Below are 21,790 nucleotides of genomic sequence, written 5' to 3'. Positions count from 1 at the left end.
CCCCCCCCCCCCCCCCCCCCCCCCCCCCCCCCCCCCCCCCCCCCCCCCACCCCAGCTCCCACATTTTTGAGCCGGTTTCTTCAGGATCATCTCCTATGACCAAATTCCCCACTGCCGTAAACCTGCACAAAACCTCCAACACCCTCGGCCTCACCTACGGGCCCGACGAGGTGTACCAACTCTCCGCCGAACTGCTGCGCACCCACTCGCCTTCCGCCGAGGTCCAGGGTCACGGCAAACCCATCCTGCAATTCGGCAAGCTCAACGTACGGTTGACCAAGATAGAACCGGCCGGTCAGTACGCACTGAAATTGACCTTCGACGACGGACACGACAGCGGGCTGTTCACCTGGGACTACCTTTACCAGCTGGCCGTGCGTCAGGACGCGCTGTGGGCCGATTACCTGGCCGAACTCAAAGCCGCTGGAAAAACCCGCGACCCGAGCGAGTCGGTCGTGCGGCTGATGCTCTAGCACACGCCTCTTGCTCTTTAGAGAGCATTTTCTAATTTCATCTGCTTGAATGCCCTGTCGCGCGGCCAATGACTGGCCCGCTTGCGAAAAAAATTAAACTCGGGTAACCAATGGAACTGGCAAGTTCCCTGCATTTGACGATGCGGTATCAACGGTCACCCGAGTCGCGTACCTGGCTTGTGTTGTGTATCGAAACCTGGTGCACAGCGGTACCCGGTACTCGTCTTTCGGACAATGGAGCGTCGTAGATGAGTAACAAGAACAACGATGACTTGAAACGCCAGGCCTCGGAAAACACCCTGGGGCTGAACCCGATCATCGCGTTACGGAAAAAGGATTTGCTCGCCTCGGCGAAGATGGTGCTGACCCAAGCCATCAAGCAACCGTTGCACAGCGTCAAGCACGTCGCCCACTTCGGCGTCGAATTGAAGAACGTGATGTTCGGCAAATCCCAGCTGGTGCCGGAACACGACGACCGTCGTTTCCATGACCCGGCCTGGAGCCAGAACCCGCTCTACAAACGTTATTTGCAGACCTACCTGGCGTGGCGCAAGGAGCTGCACGACTGGATCGGCGACAGCAACCTGTCGGAACAGGACATCAGCCGAGGTCACTTTGTGATCAACCTGATGACCGAAGCCATGGCCCCTACCAACAGCGCGGCCAACCCGGCGGCGGTCAAACGCTTCTTTGAAACCGGTGGCAAGAGCCTGCTCGATGGCCTCTCCCACCTGGCCAAGGACCTGGTACACAACGGCGGCATGCCGAGCCAGGTCAACATGGGCGCCTTTGAAGTGGGCAAGACCCTGGGCACCACCGAAGGCGCGGTGGTGTTTCGCAACGACGTGCTGGAGCTGATCCAGTACAAGCCGATCACCGAACAGGTGCACGAGCGCCCCCTGCTGGTAGTGCCGCCGCAGATCAACAAGTTCTATGTATTCGACCTGAGCCCGGACAAGAGCCTGGCGCGCTTCTGCCTGCGCAATGGCCAGCAGACCTTTATCGTGAGCTGGCGCAACCCGACCAAGGCCCAGCGCGAGTGGGGCCTGTCGACCTACATCGAGGCGCTCAAGGAAGCGGTGGATGTGGTCACGGCGATCACCGGCAGCAAAGACATCAACATGCTCGGCGCCTGCTCGGGCGGCATCACCTGCACCGCTTTGCTCGGCCACTATGCCGCGCTGGGGGAGAAGAAGGTCAACGCCCTGACCCTGATGGTCAGCGTGCTGGACACCACCCTGGACACCCAGGTGGCGCTGTTCGTCGACGAGCAAACCCTTGAGGCCGCCAAGCGCCACTCCTACCAGGCCGGCGTGCTGGAGGGTCGCGACATGGCCAAGGTGTTCGCGTGGATGCGCCCCAACGACCTGATCTGGAACTACTGGGTCAACAACTACCTGCTGGGCAACGAACCGCCAGTGTTCGACATCCTGTTCTGGAACAATGACACCACACGTTTGCCGGCCGCGTTCCACGGCGACCTGATCGAACTGTTCAAGAACAACCCGCTGGTACGCGCCAACGCCCTGGAAGTGTGCGGCACGCCCATCGACCTCAAGCAGGTCACCGCCGATATCTACTCGCTGGCCGGCACCAACGACCACATCACGCCGTGGCAGTCCTGCTACAAGTCGGCGCAGTTGTTTGGCGGCAAGGTGGAGTTCGTGCTGTCGAGCAGCGGGCATATCCAGAGCATTCTCAACCCTCCGGGCAACCCCAAGGCGCGCTACCAGACCAGTGATGGCCTGGCGTGCAGTGCACTGGAATGGCAGGAGAACGCGACCAAGCACACCGATTCCTGGTGGTTGCACTGGCAGGCGTGGCAGGCGGATCGGGCAGGCAAGTTGAAGAAGGCGCCGACTTCGCTAGGAAATAAAACCTACGCCGCAGCTGAAGCAGCGCCGGGCACTTATGTACACGAACGATAAGCAGATGTTTGGTTGAAATGCAGCCCCTGTGGGAGCTGGCTTGCCTGCGATAGCGGTGGGCCAGTTGTTGATGGGCTGGCAGGAAGAATGCCATCGCAGGCAAGCCAGCTCCCACATGGACCGCATCGTCCATTGGATCTTTGCACCACCTGACAGGGCTTGAGCATGCCGCAACCGTTCATCTTTCGTACCATCGACCTGGATGGCCAGACCATCCGCACGGCGGTGCGCCCGGGCAAGCCTCACTTGACGCCTTTGCTGATCTTCAACGGCATCGGCGCCAACCTTGAGCTGGTGTTTCCGTTTGTCCAGGCCCTGGACCCGGACCTGGAAGTGATCGCCTTCGATGTGCCCGGCGTGGGCGGCTCATCCACGCCCAACCGCCCCTATCGCTTTCCCGGCCTGGCCAAGCTCACGGCACGCATGCTCGACTACCTGGACTATGGCCAGGTGAACGCGGTGGGCGTGTCCTGGGGCGGCGCGTTGGCGCAGCAGTTCGCCTACGACTACCCGGAGCGTTGCAAGAAGCTGATCCTCGCCGCCACGGCGGCGGGTGCGGTGATGGTGCCGGGCAAACCCAAGGTGCTGTGGCTGATGGCCAGCCCACGCCGTTACATCCAGCCGTCCCACGTGGTGCGCATCGCCCCGATGATCTACGGCGGCTCGTTCCGCCGCGATTCGAAACTGGCCGCCGAACACGCCAGCAAAGTGCGCTCGGCGGGCAAGCTGGGTTACTACTGGCAACTGTTTGCCGGGCTGGGCTGGACCAGCATCCACTGGCTGCACAAGATCCGCCAACCCACCCTGGTGCTGGCGGGGGATGACGACCCGCTGATCCCGCTGATCAACATGCGCATGCTGGCCTGGCGCATTCCCAACGCACAGTTGCACATCATCGACGATGGCCACCTGTTCTTGATCACCCGGGCCGAAGCGGTGGCGCCGATCATCATGAAATTTCTCGAGGAGGAGCGCCTGCGCGCGGTGATTCATCCGCGACCTGCGGTGTAAGGACCACACCGCCGCGCAACTTGCCAGGAACCGACTATGGTTCTGAATTGGCGTGCCTGTTTGATGGCTTGACGAAGGAGTGTTGGCTCATGCGAGAAAGACCCGTGACGAACCCGGCGCCCACCCCTGCCGTGTTCATCAATGCGCAAAACGCGATCACCGGCCTGCGCGGTCGGGACTTGCTGTCGACGCTGCGCAGTGTTGCCGCCCACGGCTTGCGCAACCCGGTGCATACCGCTCGTCATGCCTGGGCGCTGAGCGGCCAACTCGGTCGCGTGCTGCTGGGTGAAACCGTGCATGAGCCCAACCCCAATGACAGCCGCTTCAGCGACCCGACCTGGAAGCTCAACCCGCTCTATCGGCGCAGCCTGCAAGCCTACCTGAGCTGGCAAAAGCAGACGCGCCACTGGATCGACGACAGCTCGCTGAGCGCCGATGACCGGGCCCGCGCACACTTTGCCTTCTCCCTGCTCAACGACGCCGTCTCCCCTTCCAACACCCTGCTCAACCCGCTGGCCGTCAAGGAGCTGCTCAACTCCGGGGGCAACAGCGTGGTGCGCGGTGTCACCAACCTGTTCGAAGACCTGCTGCACAACAATGGCCTGCCGCGCCAAGTGAGCAAGCACGCGTTCGAAGTGGGCAAGACGGTTGCCACCACCCCGGGCTCGGTGGTGTTTCGCAACGAGCTGCTGGAGCTGATCCAGTACAAGCCCATGAGCGAAAAGCAGTACGCCAAGCCGCTGCTGGTGGTGCCGCCGCAAATCAACAAGTACTACATTTTCGACCTCAGCCCCGCCAACAGCTTCGTGCAGTACGCCCTCAAGAACGGCCTGCAGACCTTCATGGTCAGCTGGCGCAACCCGGACGTGCGCCATCGCGAATGGGGGCTCTCCACTTACGTTGCGGCGCTGGAAGAAGCCCTCAACGTCTGCCGGGCCATCACCGGCGCGCGGGAGGTCAACCTGATGGGCGCCTGTGCCGGTGGCCTGACCATCGCCGCCCTGCAAGGCCACCTGCAAGCCAAGCGCCAGTTGCGGCGCATCTCCAGCGCCAGCTACCTGGTAAGCCTGCTCGACAGCCAGATCGACAGCCCCGCCACGCTGTTTGCCGACGAGCAAACCCTGGAGGCGGCCAAACGCCGCTCCTACCAACAGGGCGTGCTGGACGGCCGCGACATGGCCAAGGTGTTCGCCTGGATGCGCCCCAATGACCTGATCTGGAACTACTGGATCAACAACTACCTGCTGGGCAAGGAACCCCCGGCCTTCGACATCCTGTACTGGAACAACGACAACACACGCTTGCCCGCCGCATTGCACGGCGACCTGCTGGATTTCTTCAAGCACAACCCGCTGAGCCATCCCGGTGGCCTGGAGGTGTGCGGCACGCCTATCGACTTGCAGAAGGTCACGGTGGACAGCTTCAGCGTGGCCGGGATCAACGACCACATCACGCCGTGGGACGCGGTGTATCGCTCCACCCAGTTGCTGGGGGGCGAGCGGCGCTTCGTGCTGTCCAACAGCGGGCATATCCAGAGCATCCTCAACCCGCCGGGCAACCCCAAGGCCAACTACGTCGAGAACCCCAAACTGAGCAGCGACCCGCGCGCCTGGTACTACGACGCCAGCCACGTCGAAGGCAGTTGGTGGCCGCAGTGGCTGGAATGGGTGCAACAGCGCTCCGGCGTGCAGCGCGAAACCCTCACCGCCCTGGGCAACCAGAACTACCCACCGATGGAAGCAGCGCCGGGCACCTATGTGCGCGTGCGCTGAACTCAACGATCACATTAAGAAGACTGGATGAAGACCCGCGACCGTATCCTTGAATGTGCCCTGCAGTTGTTCAACCAGAAGGGCGAGCCGAACGTGTCGACCATGGAGGTGGCCAATGAAATGGGGATCAGCCCCGGCAACCTCTACTACCACTTCCATGGCAAGGAGCCTTTGGTGCTCGGGCTGTTCGAGCGCTTTCAATGCGAGCTGGCGCCCCTGCTCGATCCGCCCGCTGACGCGCAGCTGGAGGCCGAGGATTACTGGCTGTTCCTGCACCTGATTGTCGAGCGCATGGCCCATTACCGGTTTCTGTTCCAGGACCTGTCGAACCTGGCCGGGCGCCTGCCGAAGCTGGCCAAAGGCATTCGCCACCTGCTCACGGCACTCAAGCGTACGCTGGCGTCGCTGTTGGCACGGTTGAAGACCTCGGGGCAACTGGTCAGTGGCACCCAGGCACTGGGGCAACTGGTGGAGCAAATCACATTGACCCTGCTGTTTTCGCTGGACTACCAGCGGATTCTCGACCGTGAAGGAGAGATACGGGTGGTGGTCTACCAGATCGTGATGCTGGTGGCGCCGCACTTGCTGCTGCCGGCGCGGCTGGCGACCGAGAAGTTTGCCCTGAAATATCTGGATGAAATCGATTAAAACTGTGGGAGCGGCGGTGCGACGATTCGACTTGCCCGCGATAGCAATAGATCAGCCAATATCTATGTGACTGAAACTCCGTCATCGCGGGCAAGCCCGCTCCCACATTGGAAGTGCGATATAGGTGAGACTTCCATAAAAAAACGCCCGACCTTTACAGGCCGGGCGTTTTTTGTGCCCTGAGAAAATCAGGACTGACTGGAGGGCGTCGGGGTTACCGGCGTTGCAGTCGGGGTGGTCGCAGCGTGGGTCGGTGCGGACACCGAGTTGGCTGTTGAAGCGGCAGGTGCCGGAGTGGCTGGCTTGGCCGCAACAACAGGCTTGGCCGCTGCTGGTTTTTTCGCTACCGCAGGCTTCTTCGCGGCGGCTGGTTTTGCCGCAGGCTTGGCGGCCGCAGGTTTAGCAGCAGCCGGTTTGGCTGCAGGTTTCGCAGCAGCGGGCTTGGCAGCAGGTTTAGCGGCTGCGGTTTTAGCCGCTGGCTTGGCGGCTGGTTTTGCGGCGGCCTTGGCGGCAGGTTTAGCAGCCGGTTTGGCAGCGGCTTTAGCGGCCACTGGTTTAGCGGCAGGCTTGGCAGCCGGTTTTGCCGCTGCTGTTTTAGCCGCAGGCTTGGCAGCTGGTTTAGCGGCGGCTTTGGCGGGTGCCTTGGCCGCAGGTTTTGCAGCCGGTTTGGCAGCAGCTTTTACCAGAGGCTTGGCTGCAGGTTTCGCTGCAGGCTTGGCCGCTGCGGTTTTAGCGGCCGGTTTGGCAGCAGGTTTGGCGGCAGCGGTTTTCACAGGGGCCACTTTGGCGCCGGTGAGTTTTTCGATTTGCTTGGTCAACGTGTCGACCTTGCTGTGCAGTGCCTTCAGCTCTGCCTTACTGGGTACGCCCAGTCTCGAAATCGCACTGTTGAGGCGCTTGTCGAAAGTTTCTTCCAACTTGCCCCAGGTGTCAGAAATACCCGACTTGGCGGAACCGGCAGTTGCCTTGGCCGCTTCAACTGTTTTACCCACTGTGCTTTTGGTCAACTTCTCGGCTTTCTCACCGTCCTTGACCAAAGACTCGAAGAGTTTTTTGCCTTCACCAATGCTAGCCTTCGAGTACACGCCTAAACCAGCAAGCCAGATCTTACGGGAATATTTTTCAACTTCCCCGACCCACGAGCTGCCTTCTTTCTGAGTAGTCTTTTTAACAGCCATCCCGATGTCTCCTTAGTGTTTACGCGCGACACGTTCTAGCAATGTCGTCAGCTCTTCGAGCTTAGCAGAGAGTGTCTCCACGTCATGTTTAGACGCAATGCCGATCCGATTCAAGGCACTTGCAACGCGTATGTCAAAAGCTTTTTCAACTTTATCCAGTTGAACTTCAACCAGGCCTTTGACGCTGGAGACATTACTCTTTACTTGGTCAATCTGACTGTTGGCGGCATCAAGTTGTTCAACTACAACTTTTTTGCCTTTACTTTCAACATGTTGACCTTTCTTGACCAGCTCTTTGAAGTACTCGCTGCCTTCGCTGCCGACCTTGGCATAGGCACCAAGCCCTGCCAGCCAGATCTTGCGGGCATAGCTTTTAACGTCACTCAGGGCGGTGGACTGAACGTCGATTTTTTTCTTCAAAATAACTTTGGCCATGGCACACCTCACGCAGAAAAGGGTTGAGGAACGGCCCGCAGGAGTTGAGGGCTTGGGCACAAAGTAGGCAGAAAAATTAGAATCGGCACCCTAAGTAGATCCGGATCAGGCCAGTGCCTTATCCAGGGCTTTCTCGATTTCGGACTTGATAGTGCCACTCATGGCCGACATCAACAGCCCCAGCTCCACATCAATACGCAAGGAATCCTCGGCCACCGACACAGTGCCTTTAACGCCTGAACGCTTGAGGTTCAAGGTATCGCCAGACCATGTGGACTCCAGGCCATATTGCTCCTTGAGTTTGCTCGCCAACTTGTCGGCCTTTGCCCGCGCGCCTTCTTTTCCCAGGGAATGTGCACGCTCAACGGTAATACGGGCCATTGCAATGACTCCTCTTTTATAACGGTATGGATACCTTCCATGCGGCAAAAGGTCTCGGTGACCGCCTATCTTACCTTCAGCCTTGCCAAGACAAAGCAGGTCGCGGGGATTATCATGTCCCGCATTCTCTTTTGGTGACAGCGATATGACTGATCAGCGCAAAGGCAGCGATGCCGAACCCACCACTCACTTCGGCTTCAAGAACGTTCCGGAAAGCCAGAAAGCGGAAAAAGTCGCTGAGGTGTTCCACTCCGTAGCCGCCAAGTACGACCTGATGAACGACGTGCTATCGGGCGGCATGCACCGCCTGTGGAAGCGTTTCACCATCGAGCTGTCGGGCGTGCGCACCGGCAACCGTGTGCTGGACATCGCCGGCGGCACAGGCGACCTGGCCGCCAAGTTTTCCAAGCTGGTTGGCCCGACGGGTCAGGTCGTGCTGGCGGACATCAACGGCTCGATGCTCAAGGTCGGTCGCGACCGCCTGCTGGATAAAGGCGTGGCCGGCAATATCGAGTTCGTCCAGGCCGACGCTGAGAAGCTGCCGTTCCCGGACAACCATTTCGACTGCGTGACCATTGCCTTCGGCCTGCGCAACGTGACCCACAAGGAAGACGCGATCCGCTCCATGCTGCGCGTGCTCAAGCCCGGTGGCCGCCTCTTGGTGCTGGAGTTCTCCAAGCCAACCAACGCGCTGATGTCCAAGGTCTACGACACCTACTCCTTCGCCTTCATGCCGCTGATGGGCAAGCTGATCACCAATGACGCCGAGAGCTACCGCTACCTGGCCGAATCGATCCGCATGCACCCCGACCAGGAAACCCTGAAGTCGATGATGGTAGAAGCCGGCTTCGACCGCGTGACCTACCACAACATGACCTCGGGCATCGTCGCCCTGCACCGCGGCATCAAGCCCTGATGCTGTTCGCAGGCCTTCTCGCAAGCACAGAGCACGGTATCAACCGTGTGCTGCGCCTGGACAGCACCGCCCTGGCGCGGCTCGCGCACTTGAACGGCAAGATCATTGCTGTCGACTGTCGCAGCCCCGCCTTGCAGCTGTTTATCCTGCCCAGCGATGAAGGCCTGCTGCTCGCCAGCGACTGGGCTGCCGACGCCGACTGCACCCTGCGTGCGCCGGCATCGAGCCTGTTGCACCTGGCCCTGAGCCGCAACAAGACCGCCATCCTGCACAGCGCCGAGGTGGAGCTCGAAGGTGACAGTTCGGTGCTGATGGACCTGGCCGCCGTGCTGCAAGACCTGGAACTGGACTGGGAATACGAACTGTCGCGCTGGATTGGCCCCGTGGCCACCCAGTTGATCAGCGGGCACCTGCGCAGCCGCACGCGCTGGTACCAGCAGGGGTTCGCCAGCCTCAACCAGAACCTCGCCGAATACCTGAGCGAAGAATCGCGCACCCTGGTCGGAGAACGGGAAGCGCAAGCGCGCTTTCGTGAACTCGACAAGGCCAAAATCGACCTGGAACGCCTCGAGGCCCGCTTCGAGCGCCTGAGCCGTTCCCTTGATCCAAGCGATAACGCATGAAGCTGCTCGCCGTCCGCCGTCTGTTTCGTATCCAGCGCGTCGTAATCCGCTACCGCCTCGATGACCTGCTGTTCGCCCTGCCCCTGCCGTGGTTTCTGCTGGCGGTGCGCTATGTGCTGCCGTGGCGCTGGTTCCCGCGCAAGCCGCTGGAGCTCAGCCGGGGTGCGCGCCTGCGCCTGGCGTTGCAGGACCTGGGGCCGATCTTCATCAAGTTCGGGCAGATCCTCTCGACCCGCCGCGACCTGTTGCCCGAAGACATCGCCGACGAGCTGATGCTGTTGCAGGACCGCGTGCCGCCATTCGATTCCCAGCAGTCGATGAAGTTGATCGAAGAGCAACTGGGCAAGAAGATCAGCGACGTCTTCAGCCGCTTCGATGTCGACCCGCTGGCCTCGGCCTCCGTGGCGCAGGTCCACGCCGCCCAGTTGAAGACCGGCGAAGAAGTGGTGGTGAAGGTGATCCGCCCGGGCCTCAAGCCGATCATCGGCCAGGACCTGGCGTGGCTGTTCATCCTCGCCCGCGCCGCTGAGCGCTTCAGCGCCGATGCGCGCTTGCTGCACCCGGTGGACGTGGTCGCCGACTACGAAAAAACCATCTACGACGAACTCGACCTGCTGCGCGAAGCCGCCAACGCCAGCCAGCTCAAGCGCAACTTCGAAGGTTCGCCGCTGCTGTACGTGCCCCAGGTGTATTGGGACTGGTGCCGCCCCAAAGTGCTGGTGATGGAGCGCATCTACGGCGTGCAGGTCACCGACCTCGCCACCCTGGCGGACCAGCGCACCGACATGAAGATGCTTGCCGAGCGCGGCGTGGAGATCTTCTTCACCCAGGTGTTCCGCGACAGTTTCTTCCACGCCGACATGCACCCGGGCAACATCTTCGTCAGCACCGTGAACCCGTGGAGCCCGCAGTACATTGCGATCGACTGCGGCATCGTCGGCAGCCTGACCCCGGAAGACCAGGACTACCTGGCCCGCAACCTGTTCGCCTTCTTCAAGCGCGATTACCGCCGCGTGGCGCAGTTGCACATCGATTCGGGTTGGGTACCGGCCGAAACCAAGCTCAACGAATTCGAAGCGGCGATCCGCACCGTGTGCGAGCCGATCTTTGAAAAACCGTTAAAAGATATTTCTTTCGGCCAGGTGCTGATGCGCCTGTTCCAGACCGCACGGCGCTTCAACATGGAAGTGCAGCCGCAGTTGGTACTGCTGCAAAAAACCCTGCTGAACATCGAAGGCCTGGGCCGCCAGCTGTACCCGGACCTCGACCTGTGGAACACCGCCCAGCCGTTCCTGGAACGCTGGATGCGCGAGCGCATGAGCCCGAAAACCGTACTGGGCAACCTGCACAGCCAGATGGAACAACTGCCGCACCTGGCCAACATGACCCGCGACCTGCTGGAGCGCATGTCCCAGCCCCACGCCAAGGACCCGGCACCACCCTGGAAGAAGCGCAAGGACGACTGGTTCCTGCGCCTGCTGGGCGCCGCGCACCTGGTCGGCGGCGTGATACTCGCCCTCGGCGGGCCGTTGAATGAGTTGGGCCACTGGCCGGCCGGCATCATGGTCGCCGTGGGTGTTTATCTGATCGTGCGTCGATAGCCAATCCGGTTATACACTGTCGCAAATTGCCGGAGCCGAACATGAAAGACTGGCTGGACGAGATCAAGTGGGACAGTGACGGCCTGGTGCCGGCCATTGCCCAGGACTACAAGACCGGGCGCGTGCTGATGATGGCCTGGATGAACCGCGAGGCCCTGAGCCTCACCGCCGCCGAGCAGCGCGCCATCTACTGGTCACGCTCGCGTGGCAAACTGTGGCGCAAGGGCGAAGAGTCCGGGCACGTGCAGACCCTGCACGAGATGCGCCTCGACTGCGATGCCGACGTGGTGATCCTGATGGTCGAGCAGATCGGCGACATCGCTTGCCACACTGGCCGTCACAGCTGCTTCTATCGCGTGTTCGAAAACGGCGAATGGAAGGTTGTAGAGCCGGTGCTCAAAGACCCGCACGCCATTTACTCGGCAGGACACTGAACATGAGCGATACCCTGAACCGCGTGGCCCAGGTGCTGGAAGACCGCAAAGGCGCGGACGCCGACAGCTCCTATGTCGCCAGCCTTTACCACAAGGGCTTGAACAAGATCCTGGAAAAACTCGGCGAAGAATCCGTCGAGACCATCATCGCCGCCAAGGACGCGCAAATCAGCGGCGACTGCAGCGATGTGATCTACGAAACCGCTGATTTGTGGTTCCACAGCCTGGTCATGCTCGCCCAACTGGGGCAGCATCCGCAGGCTGTGCTGGATGAACTGGACCGTCGCTTCGGCTTGTCCGGGCATGCCGAAAAGGCCTCGCGCCCGTCCGCCTGAATAACTTTTACAGAGGAATTGCAGCATGGGCATTTTTGACTGGAAACACTGGATCGTCATTCTGGTGGTAGTGGTACTGGTGTTCGGCACCAAGAAACTCAAGAACCTGGGCACTGACGTGGGCGAATCGATCAAGGGCTTCCGTAAAGCCATGAACGATGACGAAAAGCCGGCCGACCCGGTGGCCAACCCTGTGCCGCCAGCCCAGCCTGTGCACCCGCAGGCCACCCAGCCGATCACCGAGCGTCGTACCTTCGACGTGCAGGCTGAGAAAGTCGAAGAGCCGACCCGCAAAGACTCGTGAGCACTGACTAATGTTTGGTATCAGCTTCTCTGAACTGCTCCTCGTCGGCCTTGTTGCCCTGCTGGTACTGGGGCCGGAACGCCTGCCCGGTGCCGCGCGCACGGCCGGCCTGTGGATCGGGCGCCTGAAACGCAGTTTCAACGCCATCAAACAGGAAGTTGAACGGGAAATCGGCGCCGACGAGATTCGTCGCCAACTGCACAACGAGCACATCCTTTCGTTGGAGCAGGAAGCGCGCAAGATCCTCTCCCCGGTGCAGGAGCCTGCCAAGCCGGCCGAACCTGTGGCCGAGCAGAGCATCGCGCCGCCGCCCGTGGCCCAGGTGCCACCCGTGGCGGAACCCGCCCCGGCACCGGCCGTCCACAGCCCCACAGAGCCTGCGCCGGCGCCCGTTGCGTCGCCCGCTCCCCATGACCCTACATTGCCGCCGCGAGCCCCATGAGCGCTGATAAACCGGAAAACGACCAGCACATGCCGCTGGTTTCGCACCTCACCGAGCTGCGTACCCGCCTGCTGCGCTGCGTAGCGGCGATCTTCATCATCTTTGCCGGGCTGTTCGCCTTTACCCAGCAGATCTACACCTTCGTCTCTACGCCTTTGCGCCAGTACCTGCCGGCCGGCGCGACGATGATCGCCACCGACGTGTCCTCGCCGTTCCTCACGCCGTTGAAGCTGACGATGATGGTCTCGCTGTTCCTGGCGATCCCGGTGATCCTGCACCAGATCTGGGGCTTTATCGCGCCGGGCCTGTACAAGCATGAGAAGCGCATCGCGGTGCCGCTGCTGGTGTCGAGCATCCTGCTGTTCTACACCGGCATGGCGTTCGCCTATTTCCTGGTGTTCCCGCTGATCTTCAAGTTCTTCGCCGCGGCCACCCCGGCCGGCGTGGAGATGATGACCGACATCACCAGCTACCTCGACTTCGTGATGACGCTGTTCTTCGCCTTTGGCGTGGCCTTCGAAATCCCGGTGGCCGTGGTGCTGCTGGTGTGGATCGGCGTGGTCGACGTCAAGTACCTGAAGAAGATCCGCCCGTACGTGATCATCGGCTGCTTCGTGGTCGGCATGATCCTCACGCCGCCGGACATCTTCTCGCAGACGTTGCTGGCCGTGCCGATGTGGATGTTGTTCGAGATCGGCATTCTGTTCGGCAGCCTGATCAGCAAGCGTGGCGATCACCCGGATGACCAGCCCGCCGACGACGACCAGCCGCCAGCGACCCAGCCGTGAACCTGCTGTTACTGGAAGAGGCCGACTTCATTGCGGCCGACCGTGTGGTGCTGCGTGACCGGCGCCTGGTGCACATGCAGGACGTCCACCGTGCGGCCGTCGGTGACAGCCTGCGCGTCGGCCGTATTGGCGGGTTGATGGGCAACGCCCAGTTGCTGCGCCTGGACGCCGGCGAAGCCGAACTGCACGTGAGCTTCGACCAACCGCCGCCCGCCAAACTGCCTTTGACCCTGCTGCTGGCCTTGCCGCGCCCGAAGATGCTGCGTCGGGTGCTGCAAACCGTAGCCGCCATGGGCGTGCCGAAAGTGGTGCTGCTCAACAGCTATCGGGTCGAAAAGAGTTTCTGGCAGACCCCGTTCCTGGAGCCTGAGGCGATTCGCGAGCAGCTGATCCTCGGCCTGGAACAGGCGCGCGACACGGTGCTGCCCGAAATCATCATCGAAAAGCGTTTCAAGCCGTTCGTCGAGGACCGCCTGCTGGCCATGGCCGAAGGCACCCTGGGGCTGATCGGCCATCCGGGCGATTACCCGGCGTGCCCGCGTGGGCTGGACGAGCCGGTCACCCTGGCCATCGGCCCGGAAGGCGGCTGGATCCCCTACGAAGTCGACCTGCTGGCCAAGGCCGGCCTGCAACCGGTACAACTTGGCGCACGCATCCTGCGCGTCGAAACCGCCGTCACCGCCCTGCTCGCCCGCCTCTTCTAACCACTTCAACCCCCTGTAGGAGCCGGCTTGTGTGGGAGCTGGCTTGCCTGCGATAGCGGTGTATCAGCCAGCCGACCTGTGACTGATGCACCGCTATCGCGGGCAAGCCCGCTCCCACAGGGGATCAGTGTCGCTACAGAATCTTCCTGCGCAGCCGATAACCTTTGAATAAGTCCAAGCCTTGTTCCAAAGGAGATCGCAGCATGTATCGTTGGTTAGCCGAAAAACTGGGGAATGTGAGCGTCAATCGAAAGCTGGCCATTGGCTTTGGCTTGGTGTTGATCCTGACGCTGTTGATCACCTTCACCGGCTGGACCGGCCTGGGCGATGTGACCAGTCGCGGCGATAAGCTGGGCTTTATCTCCAGCCTCAACGGCCTGACCAAGGACCTGCGCCTGGCGCGCCTGGACTTCGAGACCCGTCGTGGCGAACAAGGCACGGGCGCCGTCAACGACCTGATAGCCAAGCTGGACAGCGGCCTGAAAACCGCCGAAACCCTGATCGAGCAACCCGACGACAAGGCCCTGGTCGAACAGCAACTGGACGCCCTCAACCAATACAAAAAAGCCTTCGGCGCCATGGTGCAGGCCGGCCTCAAGCGTGAAGGGGCGCGCAGCAAGCTCGGCGACACCGCCGACAACGCCGTGGCCAAGATCAACGAGATTGAAAAAGCCCTGCTGCAAGGCGACAGCGTCACCCAGTTCAATAGCGTGGTCGACCTGAGCAAGTTGATCCAGCAATCGCGCTTCCAGGTGCGCGGCTACACCTACAGCGGCAAGACCGACGCCGAACAGCCCGCACTCGACGCCATCGACAACGCCCTAAAGAAAATCACCGAGCTGCAAGGCCAACTGCCAGAAACCTACCAGGCCAACCTGCAAGAGGCCGGTGTGTCGTTACAGGCCTATCGTGCCGCCGTCAGCCAATACCGTGATTCTCAAACCGCCAGCGCAGCCGCCTTGGTCATCATGACCGCCCAGGGCGATATCCTGTTGGGCAACAGCGACAAACTCACCACCTCCCAAACCGTGGTGCGTGATACCGATGCTGCGCAGGCCAAGAACCTCTTGCTATTGGCGACTGCTCTGGCGCTGATCTTCGGCCTGGTCGCCGCCTGGGCCATCACCCGCCAGATCGTCATCCCGCTGAACCAGACCCTCAAGGTCGCCGAGCGCGTCGCCTCCGGCGACCTGAGCCACAACCTCGACTCGCTGCGCCAGGACGAACTGGGCCAGCTGCAACGCGCCATGCAGAGCATGACTGTGGGCCTGCGTGAGTTGATCGGCGGCATCAGCGACGGTGTCACTCAGATCGCCAGCGCCGCCGAGCAACTGTCGGCCGTGACGGAACAGACCAGCGCCGGGGTCAACAGCCAGAAGGTCGAGACCGACCAGGTGGCCACCGCCATGAACGAAATGGCCGCTACCGTGCAAGAAGTGGCGCGTAACGCCGAGGAAGCCTCCGAAGCTGCCGTGGCCGCCGACCAGCAGGCCCGTGAAGGCGACAAGGTGGTCGGCGAAGCCATCGCCCAGATCGAACGCCTGGCCACCGAGGTGGGCAACTCCACAGTCGCGATGGGCGACCTGAAACGTGAAAGCGACAAGATCGGCAGCGTGCTCGACGTGATCAAGTCGGTGGCCCAGCAAACCAACCTGCTGGCCCTCAACGCAGCGATTGAAGCGGCACGTGCCGGTGAGGCCGGGCGTGGCTTCGCCGTGGTGGCTGATGAAGTGCGCAGCCTGGCGCAGCGCACCCAGAAATCCACCGAAGAGATCGAAGAGCTGATCGTCGGCCTGCAAAACGGCACCCAGCAGGTGGCGACGATCATGGACAACAGCCGTGGTCTCACTGACAGCAGCGTCGAGCTGACCCGCCGTGCCGGCGATGCGCTGGGCAATATCACGCGCACGGTCTCGACCATCCAGGCGATGAACTCGCAGATTGCTACGGCTGCCGAGCAACAAAGCGCGGTGGCCGAAGAGATCAACCGCAGTGTGCTGAATGTACGTGATGTGTCTGAGCAGACTTCGTCGGCCAGCGAGGAAACCGCGGCATCGAGCGCCGAGCTGGCGCGCCTGGGCATCTACCTGCAAACCCTGGTCGGGCGTTTTCGCGTCTGACCCTCTGTGCGCGGCGACCGCCTCCGGTCGCCGCGCGCCAGCAACTTGTGAAATCTCCTACACGCTTATCATCCCGCCATGTCCCCGCTCGCCTTTGAATCGAATTAGCGTCAGCACTGAACGCTTTCTCTGATTCGGAGGCTCCCCATGTTTCGTCGGCTGACCCGCCTGCTGGGCAATGCCAGTGTCACGCTCAAACTGGCCCTGGGCTTTGGCCAGGTGCTGATCCTCAGCCTTATCATTGCGGTCACCGGTTGGCAGGCGTTGAGTGCTGCGCTGGACCGCTCAGGCAACCTGACGGTGCTGGGCAAGCTGACCGTTGTAGCGCAGGCCATGCGAGCTGATCGTATTGTGTATCGCACCCTCACTGACACGGCCAGCCTGGGCAAGATGAGCACCCAGATCGAAGAGATCGAGCAGCAACTGGCCTACCTCTCCAGCCGATTGAAAGACCCGGACGACCTGTCGCGTGCGCAACAAGCGACCCAACTGGTGAATGCATTCAAAGCGGCGCTGGCACAATTGCCACCCTTGATCGAACACCGGGAGAGCACGCGCACTCCGGTGCAAAAAACCGCGCTCCAGGCGGGCGACACACTGGCCCAACTGGCCAGCGAATTGCCTGACCAACACGACCAGAACGCCTTGGAGGCCATCGAAAACCTGCGTCAAGCCATCAGCCAGGCCGAGAACCGCACTCAACGCCCGGCCTGGTCCGCCGACTCGTTGCAAGCCTACGCACAGAGCATCAGCCAGACACTCGATGCACTGGAAACGGCGCTGGCTGCGGTGACCGCGCTTCCCGTCGACTCCAGCGTGCTCAAGGAAGACCTGGCGGCGTATCGCACTCAACTTACGGCACTCAAGGACGCCCAGCTGAACACCGAAACAGTGCAAAACCGCTTCGAGCAACAACTCAACAGACTGCTTGAGCAAAGCGAGCAATTGAGCCAGGACCAAGTGCTCAAGGGTGACGATGAAGCACGCCGGAAACGTACGCTGCTGGTAGGCATCACCCTCGCGGCCTTGGTGCTGGGTAGCGTTGCCGCGTGGTGGATCGCCCGGCAAATCGTAGTACCGCTACGAAAAACCCTCGCCACTGCCAACCGCATCGCCAATGGCGATCTGAGCCACACCACCCGGGTCGAACGCCGTGACGAACTGGGCCAACTGCAGCAAAGCATCGCCCAGATGACCCAGAACCTGCGCAACCTGATCAGTGGCATAGGCGGCAGTGCCCAGCAAGTCGCCAGTGCTGCCACGCAGTTGTCGACGGCGGCCGAGCAGGCGCGTGCCGGCATCAGCCACCAGAGAGATGAAACCGATCAGGTCGCCACGGCGATGAACGAAATGCTCGCCACTGCTCAGGAAGTCGCCCGGCATGCCGAACAGGCGTCGGCGGCGGCAACCGAGGCTGACCAACTAGCCAGCACCGGCGATAAGGTGGTGACCCTGGCCATAGAGCAAATCGGCCAGTTAGCCAGCGAAATGACGCGCTCGAGCCAGGCAATGCTCGCGTTGCAGCAGGAAAGCCAGAAGATCGGCAGCGTGCTGGACGTGATCAAGTCAGTGTCCCAGCAGACCAACCTGTTGGCCTTGAATGCAGCCATCGAAGCAGCGCGTGCAGGTCGGGCCGGCGAAGGGTTTGCCGTGGTCGCCGACGAAGTGCGCAGCCTGGCCCAACGCACCCAGGAATCCGCCGAAGAAATCGAAGGGTTGATCCAAAGCCTGCACGCCGGCACCCAGCAAGTCGCCGACATGATCAGCAGCAGCCGCAGCCTGACTGACAACAGTGTAGGCCTGACCCGTGATGCAGGGGAGGCACTGGCAGCCATCGCCCGCACGGTGTCGGTCATCCAGGACATGAACCCGCAGATAGCCGCTGCCGCCGAAGAGCAAAGCCTGGTGGCAGAGGAGATCAATCGCAGCGTATTGAAGGTCAAGCACGTGTCGGAACAGGCAGCCGCCGCCAGTGAGGAAACCGCGACAGCCAGTGCTCAGCTGACAAAATTGAGCCTGGACCTGCAGACCCTGGTCGGCAAGTTCAGGCTCTGAAGATCACAACACCTGGCGCAAAAATGCCTGGGCGCGTGGGTCTTTCGGCGCATCGAAGAACTCGGCCGGGGCGGCGTCCTCGAGCAGCTTGCCGTGATCGAAGAACAGCACCCGGTCAGCCACTTCGCGGGCGAAGCCCATTTCGTGGGTGACGCAGACCATGGTCATGCCCTCCAGGGCCAGGGTCTTCATCACGTCCAGGACTTCACCGACCATTTCCGGGTCCAGCGCCGAGGTGGGTTCGTCAAACAGCATCACCTTGGGGTCCATCGCCAAGGCCCGGGCAATTGCCACCCGTTGTTGCTGACCGCCGGAGAGGCGCGACGGAAATTCGTTGGCCTTTTGCGCAATACCGACCTTTTCCAGCAGGGCCAGGGCCTTGGCTTCGCGTTCTTTCTTGCTGCGCTTGCGCACGACCTTTTGCGCCAGGCACAGATTTTCCAGCACGGTCATGTGGGGGAACAGGTTGAAATGCTGGAACACCATGCCGACTTCGCGGCGGTAGGCATTCACATCGGTCTTCGGGTCGGCCAGTTGCAGGCCGTCGATGCTCACCGAGCCCGAGTCGAATTCTTCCAGGCCATTGAGGCAGCGCAGGAAGGTGGACTTGCCGGAACCCGACGGGCCGATCACCACCAGCACTTCGCCCTTGGCCACCTGGGTGGTCACGTTGTCCACCGCGCGCACCACCTGCCCACGGGTGTCGAAGACTTTTACCAGATCGCGGACTTCAATCACTTTGCGCGAGCCTCCGCTCAAGCCGGCTGGCCATTTTCGACAGCGGCAGGTTGATCAGCAGGTACAGGCCTGCCACACAGAACAGGATTTCAAACGGCGAAAACGAGGTGGTGATCACTTCGCGGCCACTCTTGAGCAATTCGGTAATCGCGATCACCGACACCAGCGAAGTGTCTTTCACCAGGCTGATGAACTGCCCGGCCAAGGGTGGCAGCACGCGCTTAAAGGCTTGCGGCAACACCACATGGCGCATCGACTGGCTGGCACTCAGGCCCAGGGAACGGGCGGCTTCGTTCTGGCCACGGGTGATGGACTGCACGCCGGCCCGGACGATTTCCGCCACGTAGGCACCGGTGAACAGCGACAGCGCCGCGATGCCGGCAAACTCCCGGGACAGGTTGAGCACCGTGCCGATAAAGAAATAGAAAATGAAGATCTGCACCAGCAGCGGCGTACCGCGCACCAGTTCGACATAGATCGTCGACAGATCGCGCAACGTTGGGTTGCTGGACAAGCGGCACAGGCCGGTCGCCAAGCCGATCACCAGGCCCAGAATGCCGGACACCACCGACAACCACAGCGTGGTCCACAAGCCCCACATCAACGGCCCCAACGCCCACTGCCGGGTCACGCCGACGACATCGCCTTCGGCCACGTCATCGCCGCGAGCCACTTGCAGGCTGTTGTCGGCAACGGTCAGCTTCTGCTCGGCGCCCGCGTCGTTGCGCAGGGTGACTTCGGCGACGTCGCCTTTGCGTACCAACTCGACCACCGTGGAGATGTCGGCAGCGCGTTGGGACGTTTCAGCCTGGTAGGCGAAGTACTGCGGTACGCGGTTCCAGCGCCACTCGTAGGACATCAACGAGGTGGCGTAGTACAAGGCGCCAGCCAGGCCGACCAGCACGACCACGGTGAGCAGGTGCCAGGGCCATTGGGCTTTTTTCTGTTTCATTTCACGTTCCGGGATGTGTGTTGCCTGTGAGGCCGCCATCGCGGGCAAGCCCGCTCCCACATTGTGATGTGTGAACACCGTCAACTGTGGGAGCTGGCTTGCCTGCGATACAGGCAATTCGGTCTAAAGCCTTTATTCCATGTCCTTGAGCCACTCGGAGCTCTTGAACCACTTGTCATGGATGCGATCGTAGGTGCCGTCGTTGCGGATCTGGTGCAGGAAGTTGTTGATGAAGTTGATGCTGTCGTAATCGCCTTTTTTCAGGCCGAACGCCAGGGGTTCGAAGGTGAAGGGTTCTTCAAGGAACACCAACTTGCCGTTACCGACCTTCTTCTCGGCAACCACGTTGTAAGGCGCGTCATACACGAAGGCGTCGGCCTTGCCGTTGACCACGTCCAGCACGCCTTCCTGTTCGTTGTCGTAGCCGTGGTACTTGGCCTTGGAGATCAGCTTCTTGGCGACCATTTCACCGGTGGTGCCCAGCTTGGAGGTCAGGCGGTACTTCTCGTCGTTCAGGTCTTTGTAGGACTTGATGGTGCCTTCCAGGTCCTTGCGGATCAGCAGGGTCTGGCCCACCACGATGAAGGGTTCACTGAAGTTCAGGCGCAGGTTGCGCTCCTGAGTCAGGGTCATGCCGCTGCCGATCATGTCGAACTTGCCGGTCAAGAAGGCCGGGATGATCCCGTCGTAACCGGTGGACACCAGCTCCAGCTTGACGCCCATGGACTTGGCCATGGCCTTGAGGATGTCGACTTCGAAGCCGATGATTTCACCGCGCTTGTCTGTCATTTCGAACGGCATGTAGGTCGGGTCCATGCCCACTTTCAGCGTGCCGCGCTTGACCGCATCATCGATGGCGCCGGCCTGGGCCGCAGTGGCGGCAACCAGTGCGGTGACGCCGAGCATCAGCATCGAAAGATACTTTTTCATCATCAAGTCCCCTGAACGATTCTTGTAAGGTCGGCGCATAAAAAGGGCTGCACCATTTCGGGGTGCGATCCTAACCCACTCGATGCCCGTCACAAAGGTTTCACAGGTATTTGTTATCCGCGTATGTCGGAAAAGCCCCACAACGGTGCAGCACAGCGCAGGTGTAGACACGTCGGCGAGTCACGAAGGCAAGCAATTGATGTGTAAGTAGTTATGACTTCAGTCGATTTCCACCATCCAGTCGGTGTCCCTGAACCACTTGTCGTGCAACCGATCGTAGGTCCCATCCTGGGCGATCTGATTGAGGAAATGGTTGATCCAGTTGACGCTGTCGTAATCGCCTTTCTTCAAGCCAAAGGCCAGCGGCTCGAAGGTAAAGGGCTGTTCGAGGGACAGCAGCGTACTGTTTTCCGGCCTGGCCAGCGCGATCAGGTTATAGGGGGCGTCGTGGATAAAAGCATCAGCCTTGCCCTCCACCACCTGCCTGACCCCGTCTTGCGGGTTTGCAAAACGGGTCACTTGTGCGGCCCCCAGAAATCGCCGCGCCGCCAACTCCCCCGTGGTGCCTTCGCTGACAGCGATGCGATAACCGGCTTCATCCAGGTCTTCCACGCTGCCGACCCGGCCGGCAAGGCTGGGGTGCAGCAGCACAGTCTGGCCCACCACGATAAAGGAGTCGCTGAAATTCAGCTTCAGGTTGCGCTCCTGGGTAACGGTCATGCCGCTGCCGATCAGGTCGAACTTCTTCGCCGCCAACCCCGGCAGCAGGTCGCCATAAGGTACGGCCACCAACTCAAGCTCTACGCCCAGCGCCTGGCTCATGGCCTGGAGCAAGTCGATCTCGAAACCCACGATCTGCCCGTGTTTATCGGTCATTTCGAAAGGCATGTAGGTAGGTGAGGTACCGACTTTCAGCACACCGCGCCGAACGGCATCATCGATGGCGCCTGCCTGCCCCAGGCTAACCTGAATCAGCGCGATAGCGCCGATCAGCCATGCCGAACAATACCTGTTGATCATGA

General features: G+C 61.2%; 23 protein-coding genes and 1 pseudogene. 17 read left to right on the top strand and 7 right to left on the bottom strand.

Going from position 1 to position 21,790, the window contains the following annotated elements:
• Positions 1-95 precede the first annotated feature (95 nt).
• From AC07SU_RS03250 to AC07SU_RS03230, 5 genes are all read left to right on the top strand, one after another.
• Positions 96-473, top strand: coding sequence for a gamma-butyrobetaine hydroxylase family protein (locus AC07SU_RS03250; protein ID WP_101265685.1), 378 nt, complete (start codon positions 96-98; stop codon positions 471-473).
• A 248-nt stretch (positions 474-721) separates the two neighbouring features.
• Entirely contained in the window at positions 722-2,401 is a 1,680-nt protein-coding gene (gene phaC / locus AC07SU_RS03245; RefSeq protein ID WP_176997237.1) for a class II poly(R)-hydroxyalkanoic acid synthase, read from the top strand.
• Between the two features lie 165 nt (positions 2,402-2,566).
• On the top strand, positions 2,567-3,412 hold the full coding sequence (phaZ, locus tag AC07SU_RS03240) for a poly(3-hydroxyalkanoate) depolymerase (protein ID WP_025858688.1): 846 nt from the start codon (positions 2,567-2,569) through the stop codon (positions 3,410-3,412).
• An 89-nt stretch (positions 3,413-3,501) separates the two neighbouring features.
• Positions 3,502-5,184: a class II poly(R)-hydroxyalkanoic acid synthase gene (phaC, locus tag AC07SU_RS03235; RefSeq protein ID WP_494996185.1), complete on the top strand. Its 1,683-nt coding sequence runs from the start codon at positions 3,502-3,504 to the stop codon at positions 5,182-5,184.
• A 27-nt stretch (positions 5,185-5,211) separates the two neighbouring features.
• Positions 5,212-5,832 carry a TetR/AcrR family transcriptional regulator gene (locus tag AC07SU_RS03230; RefSeq protein WP_176997239.1) on the top strand — a complete coding sequence of 207 codons (621 nt, stop codon included), beginning with the start codon at positions 5,212-5,214 and terminating at the stop codon, positions 5,830-5,832.
• A 188-nt stretch (positions 5,833-6,020) separates the two neighbouring features.
• Here AC07SU_RS03230 and AC07SU_RS03225 read toward each other — a convergent pair whose 3' ends face one another.
• The 3 genes from AC07SU_RS03225 to AC07SU_RS03215 all read right to left on the bottom strand — a co-directional run bounded on the left by AC07SU_RS03225 (position 6,021) and on the right by AC07SU_RS03215 (position 7,826).
• The gene (locus tag AC07SU_RS03225; protein ID WP_494996184.1) at positions 6,021-7,010 is read right to left on the bottom strand and encodes a phasin family protein; all 990 of its coding nucleotides are present in this window, start codon (positions 7,008-7,010) and stop codon (positions 6,021-6,023) included.
• 12 nt (positions 7,011-7,022) lie between these two features.
• A complete protein-coding gene (locus AC07SU_RS03220; RefSeq protein WP_494996183.1) occupies positions 7,023-7,445 on the bottom strand; it encodes a phasin family protein in 423 nt (140 codons plus the stop codon).
• 105 nt (positions 7,446-7,550) lie between these two features.
• Entirely contained in the window at positions 7,551-7,826 is a 276-nt protein-coding gene (locus tag AC07SU_RS03215) for a polyhydroxyalkanoic acid system family protein (RefSeq protein ID WP_176997242.1), read from the bottom strand.
• A 145-nt stretch (positions 7,827-7,971) separates the two neighbouring features.
• Between AC07SU_RS03215 and ubiE the strand changes: the two genes are divergently transcribed.
• The 12 genes and pseudogenes from ubiE to AC07SU_RS03155 all read left to right on the top strand — a co-directional run bounded on the left by ubiE (position 7,972) and on the right by AC07SU_RS03155 (position 18,148).
• On the top strand, positions 7,972-8,742 hold the full coding sequence (gene ubiE, locus AC07SU_RS03210) for a bifunctional demethylmenaquinone methyltransferase/2-methoxy-6-polyprenyl-1,4-benzoquinol methylase UbiE (protein WP_003171186.1): 771 nt from the start codon (positions 7,972-7,974) through the stop codon (positions 8,740-8,742).
• A complete protein-coding gene (locus tag AC07SU_RS03205; RefSeq protein WP_494996182.1) occupies positions 8,742-9,365 on the top strand; it encodes a ubiquinone biosynthesis accessory factor UbiJ in 624 nt (207 codons plus the stop codon). The genes ubiE and AC07SU_RS03205 overlap by 1 nt, the downstream gene beginning before the upstream one ends.
• Positions 9,362-10,966, top strand: coding sequence for a ubiquinone biosynthesis regulatory protein kinase UbiB (gene ubiB, locus AC07SU_RS03200; protein WP_494996181.1), 1,605 nt, complete (start codon positions 9,362-9,364; stop codon positions 10,964-10,966). The genes AC07SU_RS03205 and ubiB overlap by 4 nt, the downstream gene beginning before the upstream one ends.
• 41 nt (positions 10,967-11,007) lie before the next feature.
• Positions 11,008-11,400: a phosphoribosyl-AMP cyclohydrolase gene (hisI, locus tag AC07SU_RS03195; protein WP_494996180.1), complete on the top strand. Its 393-nt coding sequence runs from the start codon at positions 11,008-11,010 to the stop codon at positions 11,398-11,400.
• Positions 11,401-11,402: 2 nt separating this feature from the next.
• Positions 11,403-11,735 carry a phosphoribosyl-ATP diphosphatase gene (locus tag AC07SU_RS03190; protein ID WP_003209299.1) on the top strand — a complete coding sequence of 111 codons (333 nt, stop codon included), beginning with the start codon at positions 11,403-11,405 and terminating at the stop codon, positions 11,733-11,735.
• A gap of 25 nt (positions 11,736-11,760) precedes the next feature.
• Entirely contained in the window at positions 11,761-12,039 is a 279-nt protein-coding gene (locus AC07SU_RS03185; RefSeq protein WP_065875744.1) for a twin-arginine translocase TatA/TatE family subunit, read from the top strand.
• A gap of 10 nt (positions 12,040-12,049) precedes the next feature.
• Positions 12,050-12,481: a Sec-independent protein translocase protein TatB gene (gene tatB / locus AC07SU_RS03180; RefSeq protein ID WP_494996179.1), complete on the top strand. Its 432-nt coding sequence runs from the start codon at positions 12,050-12,052 to the stop codon at positions 12,479-12,481.
• On the top strand, positions 12,478-13,269 hold the full coding sequence (tatC, locus tag AC07SU_RS03175; protein WP_176997247.1) for a twin-arginine translocase subunit TatC: 792 nt from the start codon (positions 12,478-12,480) through the stop codon (positions 13,267-13,269). Before tatB ends, tatC begins: the two co-directional genes overlap by 4 nt.
• On the top strand, positions 13,266-13,973 hold the full coding sequence (locus tag AC07SU_RS03170; protein WP_494996178.1) for a 16S rRNA (uracil(1498)-N(3))-methyltransferase: 708 nt from the start codon (positions 13,266-13,268) through the stop codon (positions 13,971-13,973). Before tatC ends, AC07SU_RS03170 begins: the two co-directional genes overlap by 4 nt.
• Positions 13,974-14,176: 203 nt before the next feature.
• A pseudogene (locus tag AC07SU_RS03165) lies at positions 14,177-15,235 on the top strand (methyl-accepting chemotaxis protein); the annotation flags it as partial.
• Entirely contained in the window at positions 15,221-16,093 is an 873-nt protein-coding gene (locus tag AC07SU_RS03160; protein WP_494996193.1) for a methyl-accepting chemotaxis protein, read from the top strand. The pseudogene AC07SU_RS03165 and the gene AC07SU_RS03160, both read left to right, overlap by 15 nt.
• A gap of 147 nt (positions 16,094-16,240) precedes the next feature.
• Positions 16,241-18,148: a methyl-accepting chemotaxis protein gene (locus tag AC07SU_RS03155; protein WP_176997250.1), complete on the top strand. Its 1,908-nt coding sequence runs from the start codon at positions 16,241-16,243 to the stop codon at positions 18,146-18,148.
• 3 nt (positions 18,149-18,151) lie between these two features.
• On the opposite strand, the gene AC07SU_RS03150 is transcribed toward AC07SU_RS03155, so the two are convergent.
• From AC07SU_RS03150 to AC07SU_RS03135, 4 genes are all read right to left on the bottom strand, one after another.
• On the bottom strand, positions 18,152-18,886 hold the full coding sequence (locus tag AC07SU_RS03150; RefSeq protein WP_038844774.1) for an amino acid ABC transporter ATP-binding protein: 735 nt from the start codon (positions 18,884-18,886) through the stop codon (positions 18,152-18,154).
• Positions 18,879-19,838, bottom strand: coding sequence for an amino acid ABC transporter permease (locus AC07SU_RS03145; protein ID WP_494996177.1), 960 nt, complete (start codon positions 19,836-19,838; stop codon positions 18,879-18,881). The genes AC07SU_RS03150 and AC07SU_RS03145 overlap by 8 nt, the downstream gene beginning before the upstream one ends.
• 132 nt (positions 19,839-19,970) lie before the next feature.
• Positions 19,971-20,768, bottom strand: coding sequence for a transporter substrate-binding domain-containing protein (locus AC07SU_RS03140; protein ID WP_060767882.1), 798 nt, complete (start codon positions 20,766-20,768; stop codon positions 19,971-19,973).
• 219 nt (positions 20,769-20,987) lie between these two features.
• Positions 20,988-21,788, bottom strand: coding sequence for a transporter substrate-binding domain-containing protein (locus tag AC07SU_RS03135; RefSeq protein ID WP_494996176.1), 801 nt, complete (start codon positions 21,786-21,788; stop codon positions 20,988-20,990).
• Between the last annotated feature and the right edge of the window lie 2 nt (positions 21,789-21,790).

Source organism: Pseudomonas sp. GW821-FHT05H12 (genome assembly GCF_059419385.1).
Note: the sequence above shows the minus strand (reverse complement) of the source record. Positions and strands in the feature narration are given on the sequence as shown.

Coding starts and splice junctions, on each gene's coding strand:
- AC07SU_RS03250 (WP_101265685.1), top strand. CDS start 96: ATGACCAAATTCCCCACTGCCGTAAACCTGCACAAAACCTCCAACACC.
- phaC (WP_176997237.1), top strand. CDS start 722: ATGAGTAACAAGAACAACGATGACTTGAAACGCCAGGCCTCGGAAAAC.
- phaZ (WP_025858688.1), top strand. CDS start 2,567: ATGCCGCAACCGTTCATCTTTCGTACCATCGACCTGGATGGCCAGACC.
- phaC (WP_494996185.1), top strand. CDS start 3,502: ATGCGAGAAAGACCCGTGACGAACCCGGCGCCCACCCCTGCCGTGTTC.
- AC07SU_RS03230 (WP_176997239.1), top strand. CDS start 5,212: ATGAAGACCCGCGACCGTATCCTTGAATGTGCCCTGCAGTTGTTCAAC.
- AC07SU_RS03225 (WP_494996184.1), bottom strand. CDS start 7,010: ATGGCTGTTAAAAAGACTACTCAGAAAGAAGGCAGCTCGTGGGTCGGG.
- AC07SU_RS03220 (WP_494996183.1), bottom strand. CDS start 7,445: ATGGCCAAAGTTATTTTGAAGAAAAAAATCGACGTTCAGTCCACCGCC.
- AC07SU_RS03215 (WP_176997242.1), bottom strand. CDS start 7,826: ATGGCCCGTATTACCGTTGAGCGTGCACATTCCCTGGGAAAAGAAGGC.
- ubiE (WP_003171186.1), top strand. CDS start 7,972: ATGACTGATCAGCGCAAAGGCAGCGATGCCGAACCCACCACTCACTTC.
- AC07SU_RS03205 (WP_494996182.1), top strand. CDS start 8,742: ATGCTGTTCGCAGGCCTTCTCGCAAGCACAGAGCACGGTATCAACCGT.
- ubiB (WP_494996181.1), top strand. CDS start 9,362: ATGAAGCTGCTCGCCGTCCGCCGTCTGTTTCGTATCCAGCGCGTCGTA.
- hisI (WP_494996180.1), top strand. CDS start 11,008: ATGAAAGACTGGCTGGACGAGATCAAGTGGGACAGTGACGGCCTGGTG.
- AC07SU_RS03190 (WP_003209299.1), top strand. CDS start 11,403: ATGAGCGATACCCTGAACCGCGTGGCCCAGGTGCTGGAAGACCGCAAA.
- AC07SU_RS03185 (WP_065875744.1), top strand. CDS start 11,761: ATGGGCATTTTTGACTGGAAACACTGGATCGTCATTCTGGTGGTAGTG.
- tatB (WP_494996179.1), top strand. CDS start 12,050: ATGTTTGGTATCAGCTTCTCTGAACTGCTCCTCGTCGGCCTTGTTGCC.
- tatC (WP_176997247.1), top strand. CDS start 12,478: ATGAGCGCTGATAAACCGGAAAACGACCAGCACATGCCGCTGGTTTCG.
- AC07SU_RS03160 (WP_494996193.1), top strand. CDS start 15,221: ATGCAGAGCATGACTGTGGGCCTGCGTGAGTTGATCGGCGGCATCAGC.
- AC07SU_RS03155 (WP_176997250.1), top strand. CDS start 16,241: ATGTTTCGTCGGCTGACCCGCCTGCTGGGCAATGCCAGTGTCACGCTC.
- AC07SU_RS03145 (WP_494996177.1), bottom strand. CDS start 19,838: ATGAAACAGAAAAAAGCCCAATGGCCCTGGCACCTGCTCACCGTGGTC.
- AC07SU_RS03140 (WP_060767882.1), bottom strand. CDS start 20,768: ATGAAAAAGTATCTTTCGATGCTGATGCTCGGCGTCACCGCACTGGTT.
- AC07SU_RS03135 (WP_494996176.1), bottom strand. CDS start 21,788: ATGATCAACAGGTATTGTTCGGCATGGCTGATCGGCGCTATCGCGCTG.